Origin of the sequence: Dolichospermum flos-aquae CCAP 1403/13F (assembly GCF_012516395.1) — a bacterium.
Lineage (GTDB): Bacteria > Cyanobacteriota > Cyanobacteriia > Cyanobacteriales > Nostocaceae > Dolichospermum > Dolichospermum lemmermannii.
The window spans coordinates 2,943,392-2,964,223 of sequence record NZ_CP051206.1 but is presented as its reverse complement, the minus strand read 5'-3'; the positions used below and the strand labels follow the sequence as shown (position 1 = coordinate 2,964,223).

Sequence of the window (20,832 nt, the reverse complement as noted above, 5' to 3'; positions counted from 1 at the left end):
CGACTTTAGCTATAAGACAGGGAATTTATTCCCTGGCTTCTCTCCCTGGCTTCCTCCTTCCTCCTTCCTCCTTCCTTACATCACCACCCCATAATGTTTCGCTAAAAAACGCAAAAACGCCAACGGGAAAAAAGTGATTTTATTGTGTTGACAAACAATTTTAAAAATGTTATCATAAAATTGATAAGGAAGAACTATCTTGCCATTAGTTAATTAGAGCAAGAAAATCCCCTCCTTACCTATTACCCGTTTTTTGCCTGATTTTCACAATAAACTCGCCTGTAATTTCCCTCACGATTGCATACAGGCGAGTTTTTAGCAATAAACCAAAAATCTGGGAATTAGCTCTTATCTAACCGCAACACAGCCATAAAAGCCTCCTGGGGTACATCCACCGTACCTATAGACTTCATCCGTTTTTTACCTTTGGCTTGCTTTTTCAACAGTTTCTTCTTCCGGCTGATGTCGCCACCATAGCATTTAGCCAAGACATCTTTCCGCATCGCCGATATACTTTCACTGGCAATAACTTTTGAACCAATGGAAGCTTGAATGGGGACTTTAAATTGATGACGGGGAATTAGTTCTTTGAGTTTTTCCGCCATGGCTCTACCGACATTGTAGGCTTTATCTCTGTGGACAATCATCGCTAAGGAATCCACTGGATCACCATTAATCAGAATATCCAATTTCACCAAGGGATTTTCCCGGTAGCCAATCAGATGATATTCCATACTGGCGTAACCGCGAGAACGGGATTTCATTTGATCAAAAAAGTCAGTAACAACTTCCGCTAGGGGTAACTCATAAGTTATTGTCGTCCGTCCTTGGGTGAGATATTTCATATCTTTGAAGACTCCCCGACGATTTTGCGACAACTCCATTAAAGAACCGACGTAGGTTTCTGGAGTAATCATTTCGACTTTGACATAGGGTTCTTCGATTCTGTCCCGTTCATTCGGTTCAGGTAAGCGACTAGGATTATCAATGTACAGTTCTTCACCTTTGTTAGTGACAACTTTGTAAACTACCGATGGTGCGGTAATGATTAAATCTAGGTTATACTCGCGTTCTAAACGTTCTTGGACGATTTCCATGTGCAGTAATCCCAAAAACCCGCAACGGAAACCAAAACCCATAGCACTAGAGGTTTCTGGCTCATATTTTAATGCAGCATCATTGAGTTCCAGTTTTTCTAAAGCTTCTCGCAGGTCTTCAAACTGATCTGCGTCTATGGGGAACATCCCACAAAATACCATGGGATTAGCTTCTGCGTAACCAGGCAAGGCTTCAGTGGCTTTGTTTTTGCATAGGGTAATGGTATCTCCTACTCTGGCATCAGCTACGGCTCTAATTGATGCTCCTAAATATCCTACTTCCCCAGCATGAAGTTCTTCCACTTGCTTTTGTGTTGGCACGAGAATGCCTAATTCATCAATGATAAATTCTTTACCAGATGCCATTAAGTAGATGCGATCGCCTCTTTTGACAGTTCCATCCATGACCCGGAAGTAAACAATTACACCCCGGTAACTATCATAGTAACTATCAAAAATTAACGCCCGCAGTTTCTCATTGACAGTGTCAGCAGGTGGGGGAACTCGTTCGACAATTGTTTCTAAAATCTCCGCAATGCCAATTCCCTCCTTCGCTGAAGCCAAAATTGCGCCACTGCAATCTAAACCAATAATTTCTTCAATTTCGCCAATTACTCGTTCTGGTTCTGCCCCTGGTAAATCAATTTTATTTAAAACTGGGATAATTTCTAGATTATTCTCTAGGGCTAAATAGACATTTGCGAGAGTTTGCGCCTCTACACCTTGGGACGCATCCACAACTAATAATGCCCCTTCACAAGCCACTAGAGAGCGCGACACCTCATAGGAAAAGTCTACGTGTCCAGGAGTATCAATTAAATTAAGAACATACTGCTGACCATCCTTGGCAGTATAATTCATCCGGGCAGCTTGCAGCTTAATTGTAATGCCGCGCTCCCGTTCCAAATCCATGTTATCAAGAAACTGCTCTTTCATCTGTCGATCTTCTACAGTCCCAGTCGCCTGTAGTAAACGATCCGCGAGAGTAGATTTCCCGTGATCAATGTGAGCAATAATACAGAAATTACGAATGCGAGCAGCGGGAACGTCAGTCATATACCATTTTTGCTTAAAGCAAACCAAAGTGAAAGCTATTTACTTCATGTATTTTAATGCTTTCTGAGAGAATAAGGGAAGAGGTAGGGAGCAACGCGAGGGAAAGAATTTTTTGATTTTTGCTCCTGACTCCTGTACGGCAGTTACACTATAGATTACCACAAATTTCCCAGCCATATTTTTATGAAAAAAGCTATAACTAAGTTGAGAAAATTAAAAGTGTGAGAAATCATCTGCCCTTAAAAGAGCAACAGCATCTTTCTTTAGTATTAATGGTCGGTAATTCCCGCCTGCATTGGGCATTGTTCAGAGATAATATCTTATACTCAACTGGGGACACATTTCATCTATCTGCATCTGTTATTCAACAATTAGCTGAATCTCCAACCTTAGATAATTGGTTGACAGCGATTTCTCTACCTACCAATCTTCCCATTATCCCAGATGATCCTATCCCTCTGATTCTCGCTTCTGTCGTTCCCAGTCAAACCGCACTTTGGCAAATTTACCCTCATTTGCGTCTGATTACCTTGGAAAATGTACCATTAGGGGGAATGTATCCCACGCTAGGAATTGATCGGGCTTTAGCTGTATGGGGTGCGGGAATAACTTGGGGATTTCCCGCATTAGTAATTGATGCGGGCACAGCATTGACTTTTACAGGTGCAGACAATCATCAATGTTTGGTTGGTGGGGCAATTTTGCCGGGTTTAGGGTTACAATTTGCCAGTTTAGGACAAAAAACCGGACAATTACCATTATTAGAAACTAGGATAATGACATCTTTACCACCACGTTTTGCCATGAATACATCAGATGCAATTCAAAGTGGAGTAATTTACATTTTATTAAGTGGGATAAAGGATTTTCTTGAGGCTTGGTGGCGGTTATTTCCTCATAGTCAGATTGTGATAACTGGTGGTGATAGTCATTTATTAAAAAACTATCTTCAGCAACAGTTTCCAGATATAGCAAACCGATTAATTGTAGATAATAATTTGATATTTGAGGGAGTTGGAAATATAGTAATTAGGCAATAAATCTCTAAAACTCTTATTTCTTCCGATTAGTATTACTTGTAAATTCGGCAAATCATTGTACTAGACTTTAGACTCAAAAGCACATAAATCATATTATTTGTATATTTGTAGGGGCAATTCATGAATTACTCCGACGGATGTTTTCACGGAACTTTGAGATTAAATCTTTTGGTTTTTCACCAGACAAAAGCAAACTTGCTAACAGAGTTAAATCTAAATCCCGTAAAAATTCACTTTTAGATATTTTCTCATACTTATCACCCCGCAAAAAATATAAAGAAAATTGATGATTCTGCCAAAACCAAACTTCCGGTACACCCAAACCTTGATAAATTAATAAATCATCAATTCCCCCACTCGTTACAACCACCTCAATAGCCAAATCAGGAACAGATTTTTCTGAATCGAAACAATAACATTCATCTGGTTCAATACCTCTAGCGGACGCTTCCTTTCTAAAAGTAGTTGAACCTAAAGGATAAAAATCAATATCCTTTTCCATAAAATAAGTTTCTAATAATAAAGCAATTAGCTTTTTATCAAACTCATGGCGACGACTAGGAGACATTATTTCTAAAGTACCTTCTAAATATTTAAACCGATAATGAGAAGTATTTTCAAATCTCTGTAACATTGTCTCATATATATTCCAGTTAATCCCATTCATCAGTAAAATTTGGTCAGAATCAACATTATCTAATGCTGATTGACTTGTTAATTCTTCCCAGCAACTCAACTTTTCTAGTAAACCTAACATTGTTACTGCTCCAAAATTGCTTTAATCTCAGACATAATTTCAGCAACTCGCCGATCTTTCTCTAATATATCAGTTACCAGTTGCTCTGGGGGTAAATGTTCAAAATCCCTCTGATTATTGGGGTTTTTCAGGTCAAGATTATAAATTGCCCAGTAAATAGCATCACCTTTCGCTTTTTCATCCTTACCAATTTTGCGGTGAATTTGTTCTTCAGTTGGAAACTGTTTTGACTCATCCTTAATTTTTTGAATCTGCTGTTTAACTTTCGTAACTACTTTAGGTAGAGAAAAATCTAAAATTAATTTTAATGAAGACAGAGAAAATCATTTTAATTTTATTTGTTCTTCTAAATTTTGCAATTGATTCACAGCGTCCCTCAATTCCTGAACACCCCCAAACCCTTGCTTTCTCCTGATATTGTTCAAAAAAGTCAGAGTTAGCACGACACAACCTTTCAGTCCGTTGCTTGTCTTGTTATATTACTTAAAGCCGATGATGAGATTTGAACTCACGACCTACTGATTACGAATCAGTTGCTCTACCCCTGAGCCACATCGGCGTACATAGTCAAACATCGTAACATAATTTATTGATGATGGAACAAAATTCTCCAAAAAATCTCAACCCCCAACAATATGAACGTCTCAAAGCCGAAGCAGCCGCACCCTATCGGGGGTTAAGGCAATTTATTTATATTGGTGTCGGTGCTTCCGGCTTTATTGGTGCATTCGTTTTCTTTTTTCAACTCCTAGCAGGACGCGATATAGAACAAGCAGCGCCTAATTTCGCCATCCAACTAGGAGTAATTGGGTTAATGATGTTTCTCTGGAAATGGGAAAACAGCAGGAATAAATGACAGACAAGAGGCAACTGGGAAGATAAATATTCCCCTGCCCCCTGCCTACTTGCCAGTTACCAGATATGGAGAATTAATTGCTTGAACACGACCAGCATTAACCAAGGCTTGATATACAAAAGCCGCAATTTCCGCTCTAGTTGCTTGACGCTTAGGTGCAAGCTCTTTAACAGTGGGATAATTAATAACTAATTGCCGTGAAGTTGCTGCTGCTACTGGACCAACTGCATAACTGGGAATTTGACTAGCATCAGTATAGAAGTTAATCACAGTCTGACCATTCGCAGTTAAACCCAAACCATTAGCTAAAGCTACCAAGGCTTGCACTCTAGGAATTTGTTGTTCTGGCTTAAAAGTTAAATCGGGATAACCAGATAGAAACGGACTACTAGAAGCAGTTTGAATGGCGCTATAAGCCCAATAATTGCTTTTAACATCTTTAAAAGCAATTCCTTGGCGTGTTGCTGAAGGTTTAAAAGCCTTATTTATGATAGCAGCAAATTGAGCGCGAGTTACAGGTTCATTGGGTTTAAAACTACCATCTGGAAAACCAGCGATAATATTTTTGGCAGCTAAAGCTTCAATGTAAGCTTTTGCCCAGTAACCTGTTTGCACATCTTTAAAAGCAGTATTTCCAGTATTCCCAGTATTGTTATCGGGAGGTGTAGTCACTTTAGCCGCGACAAAATCAACAGCACCAAAAATCCGCTTCTCGTTGATATCGTTACCAATAGCGACAATTTTGCCAGCTTTAGTAGCATTGTTCAAATCATAGCGAGCATTATCACGGATGAGATTGCCACCAGGATTTTCACTTGTACCCAGGTCAGGAACTGCACTAATAGTAGCGACAATACCATCCCGTTTATTACCGCGAATGGAATTTTTACGGAGGATAGGTTTGGCAGTTTCCGAGATAAAAAGACCGTCTGTGTTTTGGGTAATGTTGTTACTTTCTAATAAAGGTGTAGAACTACCACCAATTGCTACACCAAAACCAGTATCCTGAAATAAATTGCCACGAATCACACCTTGGGCAGATTTAGTTACAGAAATTCCATTGCCCTTATTTTTCAAAAAGATGTTATTTTCGATTTGGGGATTTCCCGTACCTGTCACAAAAATTCCTTCTCTGACACTGTTAATAAATGTGCTATTTTTGATCACCGGGTTACTGGATTCTACCCATACAGCCGTTCCCCGTGAATTCGGGTTGGTAAAAGTTAAACCTGTAATAATAGTGCTATTATTCGCTAACAGTGTAATATCCTGTCTGGCAAAAGTGCGACTAGTGTAATAACCACCACCGCTAATTAAGATTCCCTCACCCTTGTTAGACTCATTACCTTGAAGCGTCACTCCAGAATTGAGGACAAGAGGGAATGTTTCACCACTCTCTTTACTATAGTTCCCAGGGGCAACCTGAACAACTGTCCCGGCTGTAGCTTTAGAAAGGGCAAAGGTGATGGTTTTATAGGGGGCTGCTGTAGTTCCATTAGCGGCAGTATCTTTTCCAGTGGCAGAGTTAACGTAAATGACAGTGCCATTGGCTGGCACTTGGGCTGTTAAAGTTGGAGCAGCGCCAGCTTTAAGTTGACTGAGTATGAGGGTAGAACTACCAGCAACTAATAACAAAGCTGTCAGGCTGGTTTGTAAAGATAAACGAGAAATATGAAAACCCTGATTTTTCATTTTTTTAGTGAATAATGTGTTTAATGATGGTACTTTCACAAGAATGTAAGGTAACAGATGTACATCTGTAAAACCCATGACAAACTATACCGGATCATTATCACTTATTCCGCTAAAATTGTGATTAAAAAAAACAAAGTAACTTAACAGTTCAGTAACTTTTATCCTCTAACATACCTCTAAGATACAAGGTTGGGTTGACGCAAGGAAACCCAAGAAATAGACAAGGTATTGCTCCTACATAAAAATTGAGGATAAGATTTCTTATCCTCAACTTCCCTGCTGAAAGCAAGGAGTAAATATTTTTGACATACTCACCGACCTGAAGGTGCGGGGAAACACTTGACACATCGCCAGAACAAGCCACAAGTGGTCTTATCGTCCCTCCATGTCCGTTTAAAGTCTCCCAATGCCCTATGGCGACTATGACCAAATTTTAACACAAAGCCGTCCCGGAAGGACGGGGCTTGTGTCCCGTCTTTTCGGTCAAAGGGTTAATAAGGTGAACTACCTACACTTCCCTTGCGGGTAAGTATAGGCTTCCTACCCAGTTAACAGCTTTTTGCTCTTCGAGAACAACAAGACTGATGTTAAGGCGATAGGCTGACCCCTCGTTCCAAAGGCAAAATCAAGGTTAATCAACAAAAATGATCATGTATCTAGCTTGGTTATCGCTATTCTCTCGCCTTGCCGAGATATTCAATTCATAACACAAATTTTGTGAATTGTCTCCATGTTTTCCTTCCTTGCTGTCGCGTTGGTCGGAAAACCGTCGTCAATTCACGCGCCATTCATCCCCCGCTGCCCTATCGGGTCAGACGTGGGGCTTCTGTCGGTTAAGCTAAAGTTTCTAAAGTCTCTCGTAAATACATTTGTACTTGTTGATCTAGACGTAAACTTTGTAATTTGGCGTTACATTCTAATTGCCATCTTTGAAAACCGGAACTAGCAGAAATCACGTATTTCAGGTTATGCCAAAATTGAGTATTAGCAGATAATTGGTGATCTTTACGCTCACCGTTGACAGAGACTGTACTGTCAGTAGTATGCGCGTAATCGCTAGAAGTTGGAAATTGAGCCATAATTCCTCATTCCTTATTTTTCACTTCCAGAATTAGACAATTTGGGATTTTAGATTTCAGATTGATAATTGATTTCACACACAAGGGGAACACGTAAATCTAGTCACCCAAACCTAAAATTGAAAATTTTTGTTTAATCTTCTTTCAGGATAATGGTTTTACACCTGAAAATTCTGTCTCATTCATCACTAAATGCGGAATTTTATGCGAGAAATTTCTAAAACAACTTGTTTTCAATTAAACAGAGAATTTTTTTAAAATTTATAGCAACCCAAGGGGGTAAGACATGAATTGATAATAAAACTCGGACTAGAACAGGTTTTTACTTCTTCCTTCTTCTTTTTCCTTCTTCTTTTTCATTTCTTCCTTCTTCTTCATTCTTCTTCTGACTCCTGACTCCTGACTCCTGAACTCCTATTGGACGGAGTGCTGAGTTTACATTATTTGAGTGTTGAACTCGGAACAGTCTCAATTCAACACTCATTAACTCAGCACTCAACGCTGGATGCACGTCACTACTTAGTCATAGTCAGAGTCCGACGTTTAGTTACCAATTGGTAGGATTCAATGATATCATTTTCCACCCAGTCATGGAACTTATCAATGCCGATACCACATTCATAACCTGCGTTGACTTCACGGGCATCTTCTTTCATCCGTTTGAGGGAATCGAGAACACCTTCGTAAACTACCTTGTTATAGCGACGGACGCGCACCTTACAGTTGCGAACGAGCTTACCAGATTGAACATAACAACCGGCAACAGCGCCACGACCAACTGGGAAGACAGCACGGACTTCTGTTTGTCCCAAGGGTTCTTCCACCAACTCTGGTTCGAGTAAACCTTCCAAAGCACCTTGGATATCTTCCAAGAGTTTGTAGATGATGTTATATTCTCGAACATCTACACCTGCTTCATCCGCAGCTTGTCTAGCGCCACTGGCATAAGTGGTGTTAAAACCAATAATGACGGCGTTACTAGCCGCAGCCAGGTCTATGTCTGTTTCCGTGATTTCTCCAGCCGTAGCCAAAAGCATCCGAATTTGGACCTCGTTTTGCGGAATTTGGCGGAGAGAGCCGATAATAGCTTCCACAGAACCTTGCACGTCGCCCTTGAGGATCAAGTTGAGTTCTTTTAACTCGCCTTCTTGTGCTTGTGCTGACAGGGTAGTGAGAGTGACACGACCTTGCAACAAGCGGGATTGACGTTGTTTGTCGGCGCGATCGCTGGCTACAGAACGAGCTTCTTTCTCGTTTTCATAGACCTCGAAATCATCACCAGCAGCAGGGACATCACTTAAACCCAATACTTCCACAGCAAAGGATGGACTAGCAACATCTACACGCTTGCCTCGGTCACTTACCATAGCCCGGACTTTACCGAAGGCTGAACCAGCGACCAGCATATCTCCAACGTGGAGAGTACCGTTTTGAATCAGCAAGGTAGCAACTGCACCTTTCGCCTTATCCAAATGAGCCTCAATGACTGTTCCTTTTGCGACCCGATCTGGATTAGCGGATAGTTCGGCTACTTCCGACACCAACATAATCATTTCTAGGAGGGTGTCGAGGTTTTCGCCCTTAATGGCACTAACGGGAACCATGATTGTTTCACCACCCCAATCTTCAGCGGTGAGACCATAATTGGTAAGTTCCTGTTTAACCCGTTCTGGCTGTGCGCCTTCTTTATCAATCTTGTTGATAGCAACGACAATGGGAACGTTTGCAGCTTTAGCGTGGCTAATAGCTTCAATTGTTTGGGGACGAACACCGTCATCAGCAGCTACGACTAAAACGGCAATATCTGTCACCCTAGCTCCTCTAGCACGCATCGCTGTGAAAGCTTCGTGACCAGGAGTATCGAGGAAAACAATCTGCTGTGGTTTACCTTCATGGACGATATCAACATGATATGCGCCGATATGCTGGGTAATACCGCCCGCTTCCCCAGACGCAACTTTGGTTTTGCGAATAGAGTCAAGGAGAGTGGTTTTACCGTGGTCTACGTGACCCATGATGGTGACAACTGGGGGACGACGAATGAGGTGAGCCAAATCAGCCACGTCAATCATTTCCGTGACTTTCCGGGCTTCAGCTTCTCGTTCGACAATTTGGACTTCTACTTCTAGTTCTTTGGCGACTAGGGTAATCGTCGGAATATCCAGATTTTGGGTGATGCTGACAGCCATCCCCTTCATAAACAGGATTTTGACAATCTCTGTATCGGCAATTACGAGGGACTCAGCCAACTCCTGGACTGTTAATGGACCAGTAACATCTAGTGTGGCTGGACGATCTGGTTTTTGCTCTACATTTTCTTGCCGACGATTGTTGTGGTCACGGGAAGAACTAGATTTTTTACCTCTAGTGGTAGGAGCAGCCACAACCGCTACAGTTGGCATACCGGAGCGAGTCCCTTTGGGTTTGGGAGGACGGGCAATGGAGAGACTAACTTGAGTGGCTGCGGAACTTTCTAGACCGTCTTCATCTAAATCATCTTCATCTAAATCATCTTCTACGATTTGTTTGACCCGTTTGCCTTTGGGTCCAACCTTCGCTTTTTCTTTGATTTCGTCAATGATTTCTTCTTCTTGCCATTTTTTCCCACCCTTGTTCAAACGAGGGGGTGTAGGGCGTTTTAAATCCAAAAGATCGGGTGCTACTGGTATTTCATCCAATCCTTCTTTTTTCGCGCCACCTGCATGATGTCTGGGTGGAGTTGCCGTGGGAATGGCTGCTGGTTCACTGGGACGGGCAGGTCTAGGGCGTTGGATATCACCGCCAACGGATGGTCTACCACTGCGTTGTTCTGGTCTTGTCGGCGCTCCTGAATTAGCCCGACTAGGTCTAGGTGGTGCAGATGGTGAACTTTGATCAGATGAAGGTCTATTAACCTTACTTCTCACTGGCTGAGGATCTTCTTCAGCAGGCTGTGAGCGATCGCGTTTGAGAAGAGGTTTTTCTGATGTTCCTAAAACTGGTGTTTCTGCCGCTTTTGCGCCATCTACTCTAGCAGGAGGAGAAACCAACTGGGGTTTTTGCGGTTTCTCTGGTTTGGCTCTGGGAGTAGATATTTTCTCTGATTTTTCCGCTCTCACCTTTTCTGTAACCGATTCAGGATTAGATACCTGTTCTGGTTGGGTAGGATTAGGTTTAAGTGGAGTCTCAGATTGATTCCGGGGTACTGGTCGAGTTGGTGCCGCCGGCTTTATATTCATAGATGAGACTGGTGTAGCAAAAGGCCTTGGAGGTGCCGGCGGATTAGCATCAGTAGCGTCAGTAGCAACTGAGATATCGGTTGAGTTGGTGGTAGTGTTTATCAATATTTTCGGTTTGCGAATTTCTAGAATTTGCTGTTTGTGATGGGCGCTGGTACGGTTTTGAGATGAATTTGGTTTATGGCCATTTGTACTTTGTTCCTTTTTTGAGGCTAAATTCGTAGCAGCGACTTTTTCGGCTGCGCTACGAATTTGTTCAGCTTCCGCTTCGGAAATCGTACTGCTATGGCTTTTAACCGCAATATCGAGCTGGTCGCAAATTGCTAGTAGCTCTTTATTATCCAAATTCAATTCTTTTGATAAGTCATAGATTCTCACTTTTCCGTTGTTCATCCACTCTTTCCCCTTTAATTTACAGTTTTAGCGGATGGTTGCCTGGTTTGTGACATCTCCACCCTTTGATCACTGTTTTTTCGGTTGCCTTTGGTGATATTGCCGGTGACTCCAGTTAGGAAAGAGAGATGTTTCGGGTTAATACTGACATCTCCACCAGGAATGATGGTTGATGCAGAACTGCGATTTGACGCTACCAGGTCGCCATTTTTGGTTTTTTTGTTTTGCTGATTTGTGAGTCTTCCACAATACAATCAAAAAAAACTTGTTGGGAGTAATGCCTTGCGTCTTGTCCAAAAAAGGAGATCGAGAAAGCTGGTTACATCCATTTACTATTTTGGCATTAACTTGAACGATACTAAAGGTTATGATCAGAGACCGAATAGTTCGGCTTTTGTCATAATATCTTGAGAGACTATCGCAATTTTAGTTGTTACCATTAAATGCGATCTTGGCGATCGCCGTGATTTAGACGTTGCCACAATGTTTGATACACTGTATCTGGCACTGCTCCATGCAGCGATCTCCCTAGTCTATTTTTCTTCTGAGCTGCTTGTAGGCAACTCTCTTGCGGACAGATATAGGCAGAACGCCCCATGCCCTGATCTAATTGTACCTTTCCAGATGGAAAGACGCGGACAATCCGCCAAAACTCTTGTTTCAAGTTGACTTGACGACAACTAATACAACGCCGATAGTTCGGTTTCATCAGTCTTCTGCCAGATTTAAGTTAGATATCTTGGGGATACTAAACAATGTATTTTTTAATGCCTGTTGTCAGTTGTCAGTTGTCATTTGTCATTTGTTAGTTATTAGTTGTCAGTTGTCATTTGTCATTTGTCATTGGGAAGAAATATTCCCCCTGCTCCCTGCTCCCTGCTCCCCTTCCTTTTTCAAATTATTGCAGATAAATTTGGGGAATTAATCTTCCTCGCTATTGTCAAATCTATCCTCATCCAATTCTAATTCTTCTGCCATTGCATCTTCTCGGTCAGACCTGTCATCCCTATCATTTTGGGATTGATATTGCGCTCTCACCGCTGCAAATTTAGTATTTTCGGCTTCCTCATCATATTTAGCCTGATCTTTAATATCAATTTTCCAACCAGTGAGACGGGCAGCTAACCGCACATTTTGCCCTTCTTTACCAATAGCTAAACTCAGTTGATCTTCAGCCACTAAAACGTGAGTTTGGCGACTTTCGGGGTCCATGAGTCTGACTTCATCTACCTTTGCTGGACTCAACGCATTGGCAATATAGGTAGCTGGATCTGGAGACCAGCGAATCACATCAATTTTTTCACCGCGTAATTCATTAACTACCACCTGAATTCGTGATCCCCGCGCACCAATACAAGCACCAACGGGGTCTACATCGCGGTCTAGGGTATCAACAGCAATTTTTGTGCGGGGTCCCACATAACGAGAGGGAGGGTTAGCTTCTCGCGCTACAGCCACAATTCGCACTACCTCATCTTCAATTTCTGGGACTTCGTTGGCGAATAAATAAACTACCAAACCTGCATCAGCACGAGATACCATCAATTGTGGACCTCGTTGCTGCCCTTGGGAAACTTTTTTTAGATATACCTTAAAGGTAGCATTAGCCCGATAATTATCGTTGGGTAGCTGTTCTCGCTTGGGTAATTCGGCTTCTACTTCTGATTGTCCAAATCCGCTACTAACTGCCAAAACTACAGATTGACGTTCAAATCGCAATACTCTAGCTTGTAAAACCGTGCCTTCCAATTCTTGAAACTCTTCTTGCACCATTTGGCGTTGTTGATCTCGCAGTTTTTGCGCCAATACTTGCTTCGTTTGCATGGCTGCCATGCGCCCAAATTCTCCTTGATCTGGGGTGACATCCAATACTACAGAATCTCCCAGTTGGGCTTCTGGGGCTACTTGCTGGACTTCATCTAAGGAAATTTGATGATCAGTGTTAGCAACTGCTTCAACAATGGTTTTGGTGGAAAGAACCCGAAATCCTTCACCCTCAATATCCAGTTCTACTTCAAAATTATTAAAATACTCTTCATCAAATTGTCTGCGTTCTAAATTTTGGGCGCGACGATAACGTTCGTAACCCTTAATTAAGGCTTCTCTAATAGCTGCTTGTACAGCCAAACGCGGTAAGTTTCGTTCTTGGCTAATACTTTCAATTAGCTCTTTTAATCCCGATAAAGTCACCATTGACATACGCAGTCTCCTAAAATTTTATAAGAAAGTAGGCTTAAAACCGTTCTATAAAACTTACCCAAAATTACCAAAGTCTAGACACATCTGGACAGCGATAACCTTAGTGTTTACTTCCTGCTTCATCACGGTCTTAGAATGGCTTCTAAGAGGTTTTTCCGCTCCACAGGCAATCTCGGTAGAACTTACCGTTTCTGACCCTAGACTTAAAATCTAAAACCTTTTTGGGTTTTTATGTTTGGGTGTTTTTTAAGCGAGAGAGGGGATAAATCTCTCAGTGACTTATGGTGTTACAATGTCTTTAACAGGTAAGGGTAATTAACCTGTACAAACACCCGATGTTGCCTAACGGCTCAACACTATACATTGACAATCTCTTTAGAGCGGAGAGTGTCAAGTCAGCAGTCAGCAAAATTAGATAACTGTTAAGAAATAATTGTTTTCTTTTCCCCAATTACTTCTTCTCAATTACCACTTACCAGTCCCTAATCCAACGTCTAAAATCTAAAATTGATTAGCTACGCTCATCTATTTGGACTTTGGTAATGAGGTTACGGGGAATTTTTACTACACGACCCTTTTGATTAAGGTAAACTGTAGTTTCATCCCGGCTAATCAATAGACCTATCCACTCTTGCTGTTGTTCGGAGGGTGGGGAAGTAGAAATAACTACAGGAAATCCTTTGAAGGAAATAAACTCCCTGTCTGTTACCAGTTGCCGCGAAATACCAGGACTAGATACTTCCAATATGTAACCGTCTGGAATGATATCGGCCGCATCTAATGAGGCTTCAACGGCACGGCTCATCCTTTCACAATCATCCAGGCCAATGTCCTGTAGAGGATTAAAGATATCTACTCGCAAGACTGGGGGGCTTTGGTTCGTATGAAAAACTATACTAACAACTTCCAATCCTAGTTCTGCGGCTACTGGTGTCGCCAAATCAATAATTTGTGGTATTAAAGGATGAGTCATGGGAGAATTCAATAAAAAAAGTGGGCTTCAACCCACTTCCTGCGATAGGGATATCTTCCAAGAAGTATTCTGACGAACTGTATGAGTTCGCCCCTAAAATGAGTGTAGCTTATTTCTTCAGTTATTGACATACTCACCGACCTGAAGGTGCAGTGATTCTTGACACTTCGCCAGAACACGCCACAAGTGGTCTTATCGTCCCTCCATGTCCGTTTAAAGTCTCCCAATGCCCTATGGCGACTACGACCAAATTTTAACATAAAGCCGTCCTGGAAGGACGGGGCTTGTGTCCCGTCTTTTCGGTCAGTTGTCATTTGTCAGTTGTCATTGGTGATTGGGAAAATCTTTTTCTTTCCGTATTTTGCTTTTTACCTCTAAATTTAAGGTATATATCGTAAAGCTCCCCAGTTTTATCAACCGGGGAGCTAAAATTTTTTAGTTCACCACAACGCCGTTTTACCTAAGTTTATGACCTGGTTAAACCAGGTGGGAACTGAGGGTTCTCATTTAAAGTTTCTGGGTACAAGCCCAGTATACTGCCACGAGAATTGTTTAGCTCCCTTGTTGTTAAAGACATAGATCAAAAAACTTGACGGCAGTCACCAATCGTCGTAGTGCAACTAACTCATTATAGCTTTGAAAAATAGTTTGTGTGTTTATTTTGGGAAAATTTTGGCAAATTTCTACTGGGGATACCAGATAGATTCAATTTTGTGTATAATCTCCTCTACTCCATTAGTGTGATCTTGATCTAATAAAACGGTGATATGTCCTAGCTTACGCCCTGGACGAGCTTCTGTTTTTCCGTACCAATGAACAGTAGCCTGGGGAATATTTGCTAATTGTTGACGTTGTTTTTGGTAGTCACAATGGCTGTTTTCATATCCTAGCAAATTAACCATCACGGCACTAGCACAATGTAATCTAGTATTGCCTAATGGTAAACTACACACTGCTCTCAGGTGTTGTTCAAATTGGGAAGTTTCACAAGCATCCAGGGAAAAATGCCCAGAGTTATGGGTACGTGGTGCTATTTCATTAATTAAGATTTTACCTTCGGCGGTGAGAAATAATTCAATGCCACAGACTCCTATATATTGGAGGCTAGTTAATAGTTTATGGGCGATCGCTTCAATTTGCAAACTTTGCTCTTGGGTGATTTGAGCGGGGGCAATTACCCACCGACAAACCTGTTCTTTCTGGAGAGTTTCTACCGCTGGATAGATGACAATTTCCCCATTTACAGAACGGGCGGCAATTATAGCCAGTTCTTTGGTAAAAGGCACAAATTCTTCGACTAAAAACTGGCTATGAGTTTGATTAACTATTTTTGATAAAGTTGCAAAATCGGGAATGATAAAAGTTCCTTGACCATCATATCCATGTCTTCTGGCTTTGAGAACCACAGGAAAACCCAAATTTTCAATTTGAGATTCTAGCTTTTTTTCCCCTGATAATGCCAAAAACTGGGGAACTGGTAAACCTAAATCCCGTAAATAGCACCGTTGCTCATATTTATCTAACAGAGGTGCTAAAGCTGCTAGTTGAGGATGAAAACAAACACCCTGTTTTTCTAGCAGTGATAAAGCCGCAAGGTTAACAAATTCATTTTCAAAGGTGACGATATCACACTTTGTCGCTAAAATTTCTGTGGCAGCGGCATCATCAACTGCGGCAAAAATGCTATGTTGGGCAATAGATACGGCTGGATCATTGGGACTAGGAGTTTGGACTATTAATTCTACTCCCAGCTTATCTGCTGCATCTTTCATCATCCAAGCCAGTTGTCCACCACCAATTATACCAAGTTTCATTGACATCCTAAGGACTCACGAGTTTCTACACCAGTTTGAGAATTTACACCACTGGCTTTTTGACATAGCTCTTTAATTTGCGCTTTATCTAAAATTGCGTCCGTAAAATCTGCACCTGTGATATTAACATCTGTAAAGACGGTGCGGAGTAAAAGAGCTTCGATTAAAACGGCATTACTTAAATCAGCGCCTATTAATTTTACCTCATTCACCATCGCATTTGTTAAATCTGCTCCATGTAAATTTGCTTTTGTCATGACTGAAGCACTGAAAACTGTTCCTCGTAAGTCCGCACCTGTAAAGTTAGCCATTTCTAAGTTAGCGTTAGAAAATTCCGCAGCTTGTAAACTTTGTCCCGAAAAATCTTGTCTCGACAATTCGGCATTGCTATATGATAAAGGATGAGTCCAATCTGCTGATGCTGGCTGTGCAACGCACCAAACCATAATTCCTAAAATCCATCCTAAGCTCTTTTGCCAAAACATAGTTGATGAGTCAAAATTGATACTTGACAAGTTAGGGTTTGCATAAACGTTAATATTTTGGTAAGCATTCAGCCGTCAGCTATCAGCAAGAATTGAATTGATTAGCATTCTGAATATCCACTTTTAGCTGAATGCTTACATATTTTATAGTAAAAGATGGCATTATTACAATAATTCATTAAGTTTGATTACAAGTAAAGTTTGTTATCTTTTAAAGTCTAGTAGTCAGGACAACTGATAATCTGTTAGTTATGGTGATGGCTGTGGAAACAGGATTGTTAATATGTATAAAATAATTTGATAAACCTTTAAAACAATGAACTAAAAGTTATAGCGATATGTACTTGAATAAGGGAAAAAATTTCCTAAAAAAGCTAGATAACAAAAGATTTTTACTGCTGACTGCTGCTATATCTGACTAAGATCTTTAAGTTATTAAAATTGACAAACTGCACACATTAACAAAGGAAATTGGTATTTATATGATAAATCATTACTCTATTCAATGGATTGAAGCATGGTGCTTAGAAAATGGCTGGACAGATTTATTTGTTGAGAGACGTGGTAACTATTGGGCGTTTCCTCCTGGTGGAGTCATGCCAGAACCAATCCCAATGAATGTGTTAAGAGTAATTAAAGAGAAAAATGGTTTAACTAATCAGGAAATGTATTGGGCTTGTGCTGCCATCTCTACCACTATCCTAGCAGTGATTTACACTTTTTGGTTTAAATGTCCGATTCCCTTAGTTTTATCTTTTGCATTTAATGCTGTAACTGTGGCACAATTTGAACCAGAGGATGTCTAGATTTTTAAAAGCTGTCGCGCACTTAAATTGTATAATTTGGAGGCAGAAACCCGCCTATAGCCTAGATCATGTTCAAAAACTAGATGCGTGACAGCTTACTTGCCACAAGAGAAGCGATCGCCTAAAATTAGATCCAGGGGTAATCTAATTTCCAAAAAATTCAGTGATTAAAAAACCTTGGCTATTATTAAGTTTATTTTTCATCTTCCTATTAACCTTTCAGCAAGCATTAGCCAAAAATAATTTACATTTAAGAGTTAACCGCTATTTAGAAGTACGTAGCATTTTTGGTAATGTTATTTATGGAAATCAACAAACTTCCCAACCTGCCAATGTCGGCACAAAGTTGCAAAAGGTTGGTGATAGCATTAGTACAGGAAAGAATTCTCGGACGATGTTAGCATTAGATACAGAAATTGCTTTTGTGGAAGTGGCAGAAAATACAAAACTGCAAATTCAAAAACTGCACAGCACTAGTAATAATGGAAAAGTCACAGAGTTGCTAGTAACTGGTGGACAGGTGCGTTTAAAAGTACGTCCTTTAAACAATCGAGAATCTAGACTAGAAATTAAAACTCCAGCAGGGATTACAGGAGTCAGAGGTACAGAATTTGGTGTTATTGTCCAACCTAGTGGGAAAACAGGGGTAGCAACTTTAAAAGGCCAGGTGGTAACATCTGCTCAAGGTAAAACTGTATCTGTAAATAAAGGTTTTCAAAGCTTGATAATTCCAGGAAAACCACCTTCACCTCCAGTGCGTTTACGAGATGATACTATTTTGCAAATAAAAATCCTGGCAGATATGGGCAATCAACAGGCAAAAATTGCAGGTAAAGTAGATCCTGTGAATTTAGTTATTTTAGCGAATGAGCCATTAATAACCAATCAGAATGGAGAGTTTGAGGTGATAACAGCCCTTCCTAATAATCGAAAAATTGCAGTTAGTATCACAACACCTTTAGGAAAAAAGCAAAAGTATGAATTAGCTGTTCCTTAATAACAGGAAGAACTGAAAATGTATGATCATGTTCACAGAAATCCAGCGGTTATTTGGGAAATTGTTTCCTGGTTTTATAGCCATGTTGATAGTTATTTGTTTCCTGTTACTGGGAATTTTCCAACCTTTAGAATGGATAACATATAACACCCTATTCCGACTACGGGGAAATATTGACTGGAATCAGCAGATAGTAGTAGTGACAATAGATGACAAAAGTTTGGCAGTGTTTAAACAATTTCCCTGGACACGGAGAAGATATATAGAGCTATTAAATGTACTCGATACAGCCCAGCCAAATGTAGTTGTCTTCGATATTATTTTTTCTGAGTCTAGCCCCGATGATACGGCTCTGGCAAAGGCTATGAAACAACATGGTAAAGTGGTATTGGCAGAGGCTTGGGATACTCAAGGAAAACCTTGGTTTCCTGTCCCTGAACTAGAACAGGCCGCAATAACTACAGGACATATATTCAGTCAGAAAGATGGAGATGGTATAATCCGTAATGTACAGCCACTAAAAAATGGTATTTCTTTATTAGGAATTGCGGCTATCCGGGCTTATGGAACTTTTATGGAAATACCCCCTTTGCCTAATTTAGAGCAGCCATTATGGATTAACTGGCCTAGTCAGGTTCAGCAAATGCCTCACTATTCCTTTAGTGATGTAGTGCAGGGGAAAGTATCAGCCGATTTATTTAAAAATAAAATTGTTTTAGTAGGAGTTACTGCTCCTGGTATTGATGTTTTAGTCACGCCCTTTAATTATGATCCACCCACGGGCGGAGTTTACTTACAAGCAACTTTTATTAATAATGTATTTCAAAATAATTTTCTCGATCTTTTTCCTTCTGGGGCATGGATAATATTATTACTATTAGCAGGTCCAGTCTGGGGTTTAGTAATTGTTCGTTGGCATTCTAGGAAAAAATTAGGATTCTGTATAGGGCTATGTGTACTCTGGGAAATTTTCAGTTTGCTCATGCTAAAAATCAATTATTGGCTACCTGTGGCTGCACCAATAACTTTATTAGGAATGACAACTGGAATTGTAATTTGGCAAGATGATCTGAACCTTAAAGCCGAAAATCAAACTCTCTACCGTCTGGCTAATTACGACAGCCTCACGCAAATTCCTAATCGTCACCGATTTGATGAATATTTGCAGCAAGAGTGGGGACGCATGGCCAGGGACAAATCTGCACTCTCCCTGATTTTGTGTGATGTAGATTTTTTTAAACGATATAACGATACTTACGGACATCAAGCGGGAGATAGTTGTTTACAAAAAGTGGCTTTTGCCATGAGTCAAGCTATTAAAAGACCTAGTGATTTAGTAGCGCGATATGGAGGAGAAGAATTTGTAGTAATTTTACCAAATACAAATGCAGAAGGTGCAATAGTTGTAGCCGAAAAAATCCGTGATCAAGTGAAAATATTGGCAATTTTGCATTCAGCTTCTGAGGTAAGTGAATATGTTACGGTCAGTTTAGGAATTGCTACTTTAATTCCTACTGCTGATATTCCGGCTGCATTCTTCATTAAAACAGCAGACGACGCACTTTATCGTGCTAAAAAAGAAGGACGCGATCGCTTTTGTATGATTACTTCTAAAGAATTGGGTATAAATTAATAGTAATTTTGATATTGCTGGTGAATTATCAATCAATCAATTAACTAGGTTGGCGTTGAAAATTGTCGTTATGGCAAGGCAAGAGGCAAGAGGCAAGAGGCAAGAGGCAAGAGGCAAGAGGCAAGAGGCAAGAGGCAAGAGTAAAGAAGTTTTCAGCGATTTTACGTTTCTTTACACAGTTTGGTTTTATTGTGTTCACCTACTTACACAGATCAGCCGATGATAGGGGAATATTTGATATTTATTGAATAATGACAAATTCAGATTTTATTAGTATAAATACGGCATTAATATTAACTGTTATTTAATTTTCTCCTAATTACTTCTTAATCTTACTGGGATAATCTAATTATTGACAGAAAAATTTACGACAAACAAGTAGTAATACGGTTGTTTTTTAGCAATTGCTGAAAATTAATCTCGATAAATCCCAAGCGAACTGCTTGCAGCAGCGCTTCGCTATCACCCTAACTACAAATCTCATTTTTGTAGTTTATCTTTTGCTGTCTACAACAACATAATACCATCTTCTGCTGAATATAGCGATCGCTAATCAAAAACATTTAGAAAAGAAGGGAAAAGGGAACACTATGGCTTACGCCACGCTTCGCTATCGACAAGCTCAGTGCATCGCAGGGAACAGATAAGAAACACTCATTTGCACCAGTTTAGAGCCTCTGTCAAAAAAAAGATGTTTTTAAAAGATGCGTAGCCCGAAAAAAACAGTGTCATTA

The 20,832-nt window shown here is 40.5% G+C and carries 15 protein-coding genes, 1 tRNA gene and 1 other RNA gene; 5 read left to right on the top strand and 12 right to left on the bottom strand.

Annotated features, from left to right (window positions below):
- Positions 1–341: 341 nt before the first annotated feature.
- Positions 342–2,153 carry a translation elongation factor 4 gene (gene lepA / locus HGD76_RS14360; RefSeq protein ID WP_168696194.1) on the bottom strand — a complete coding sequence of 604 codons (1,812 nt, stop codon included), beginning with the start codon at positions 2,151–2,153 and terminating at the stop codon, positions 342–344.
- 272 nt (positions 2,154–2,425) lie between these two features.
- Here lepA and HGD76_RS14355 point away from each other — a divergent pair, with 272 nt between their 5' ends.
- The gene (locus HGD76_RS14355; protein ID WP_233467239.1) at positions 2,426–3,193 is read left to right on the top strand and encodes a pantothenate kinase; all 768 of its coding nucleotides are present in this window, start codon (positions 2,426–2,428) and stop codon (positions 3,191–3,193) included.
- Positions 3,194–3,311: 118 nt separating this feature from the next.
- On the opposite strand, the gene HGD76_RS14350 is transcribed toward HGD76_RS14355, so the two are convergent.
- Both HGD76_RS14350 and HGD76_RS14340 read right to left on the bottom strand, forming a co-directional pair.
- Positions 3,312–3,950, bottom strand: coding sequence for a Uma2 family endonuclease (locus tag HGD76_RS14350; RefSeq protein WP_168696192.1), 639 nt, complete (start codon positions 3,948–3,950; stop codon positions 3,312–3,314).
- A 487-nt stretch (positions 3,951–4,437) separates the two neighbouring features.
- A tRNA-Thr gene (locus tag HGD76_RS14340) sits at positions 4,438–4,509 on the bottom strand.
- Between the two features lie 33 nt (positions 4,510–4,542).
- On the opposite strand from HGD76_RS14340, the gene HGD76_RS14335 reads away from it, so the two are divergent.
- On the top strand, positions 4,543–4,806 hold the full coding sequence (locus HGD76_RS14335; protein WP_168696191.1) for a DUF3493 domain-containing protein: 264 nt from the start codon (positions 4,543–4,545) through the stop codon (positions 4,804–4,806).
- A gap of 45 nt (positions 4,807–4,851) precedes the next feature.
- On the opposite strand, the gene HGD76_RS14330 is transcribed toward HGD76_RS14335, so the two are convergent.
- The 9 genes from HGD76_RS14330 to HGD76_RS14285 form a co-directional block, all read right to left on the bottom strand.
- The gene (locus HGD76_RS14330) at positions 4,852–6,498 is read right to left on the bottom strand and encodes a DUF1565 domain-containing protein (RefSeq protein WP_041458655.1); all 1,647 of its coding nucleotides are present in this window, start codon (positions 6,496–6,498) and stop codon (positions 4,852–4,854) included.
- Positions 6,499–7,334: 836 nt separating this feature from the next.
- Positions 7,335–7,580 carry a hypothetical protein gene (locus HGD76_RS14325; RefSeq protein WP_148761133.1) on the bottom strand — a complete coding sequence of 82 codons (246 nt, stop codon included), beginning with the start codon at positions 7,578–7,580 and terminating at the stop codon, positions 7,335–7,337.
- A 515-nt stretch (positions 7,581–8,095) separates the two neighbouring features.
- Positions 8,096–11,191: a translation initiation factor IF-2 gene (gene infB, locus HGD76_RS14320; RefSeq protein WP_168697448.1), complete on the bottom strand. Its 3,096-nt coding sequence runs from the start codon at positions 11,189–11,191 to the stop codon at positions 8,096–8,098.
- A gap of 439 nt (positions 11,192–11,630) precedes the next feature.
- Positions 11,631–11,900 carry a YlxR family protein gene (locus HGD76_RS14310; RefSeq protein WP_015083448.1) on the bottom strand — a complete coding sequence of 90 codons (270 nt, stop codon included), beginning with the start codon at positions 11,898–11,900 and terminating at the stop codon, positions 11,631–11,633.
- 212 nt (positions 11,901–12,112) lie between these two features.
- On the bottom strand, positions 12,113–13,390 hold the full coding sequence (gene nusA / locus HGD76_RS14305; RefSeq protein WP_210422301.1) for a transcription termination factor NusA: 1,278 nt from the start codon (positions 13,388–13,390) through the stop codon (positions 12,113–12,115).
- 511 nt (positions 13,391–13,901) lie between these two features.
- On the bottom strand, positions 13,902–14,363 hold the full coding sequence (rimP, locus tag HGD76_RS14300) for a ribosome maturation factor RimP (protein WP_148761132.1): 462 nt from the start codon (positions 14,361–14,363) through the stop codon (positions 13,902–13,904).
- Between the two features lie 436 nt (positions 14,364–14,799).
- A non-coding RNA gene (gene ssrS / locus HGD76_RS14295) (6S RNA) lies at positions 14,800–14,984 on the bottom strand.
- 62 nt (positions 14,985–15,046) lie between these two features.
- On the bottom strand, positions 15,047–16,183 hold the full coding sequence (locus tag HGD76_RS14290; protein WP_168696190.1) for a 5-(carboxyamino)imidazole ribonucleotide synthase: 1,137 nt from the start codon (positions 16,181–16,183) through the stop codon (positions 15,047–15,049).
- Entirely contained in the window at positions 16,174–16,662 is a 489-nt protein-coding gene (locus tag HGD76_RS14285; RefSeq protein ID WP_168652006.1) for a pentapeptide repeat-containing protein, read from the bottom strand. Before HGD76_RS14285 ends, HGD76_RS14290 begins: the two co-directional genes overlap by 10 nt.
- Positions 16,663–17,144: 482 nt before the next feature.
- Here HGD76_RS14285 and HGD76_RS14280 point away from each other — a divergent pair, with 482 nt between their 5' ends.
- The 3 genes from HGD76_RS14280 (at position 17,145) to HGD76_RS14270 (ending at position 20,098) form a co-directional block, all read left to right on the top strand.
- Positions 17,145–17,468 carry a slr1957 family protein gene (locus HGD76_RS14280; protein ID WP_015083442.1) on the top strand — a complete coding sequence of 108 codons (324 nt, stop codon included), beginning with the start codon at positions 17,145–17,147 and terminating at the stop codon, positions 17,466–17,468.
- 163 nt (positions 17,469–17,631) lie between these two features.
- Positions 17,632–18,465, top strand: a complete 834-nt coding sequence (locus HGD76_RS14275) for a FecR family protein (RefSeq protein ID WP_168696189.1) — start codon at positions 17,632–17,634, stop codon at positions 18,463–18,465.
- Between the two features lie 28 nt (positions 18,466–18,493).
- Entirely contained in the window at positions 18,494–20,098 is a 1,605-nt protein-coding gene (locus tag HGD76_RS14270; protein WP_233466883.1) for a diguanylate cyclase domain-containing protein, read from the top strand.
- Positions 20,099–20,832: the final 734 nt, after the last annotated feature.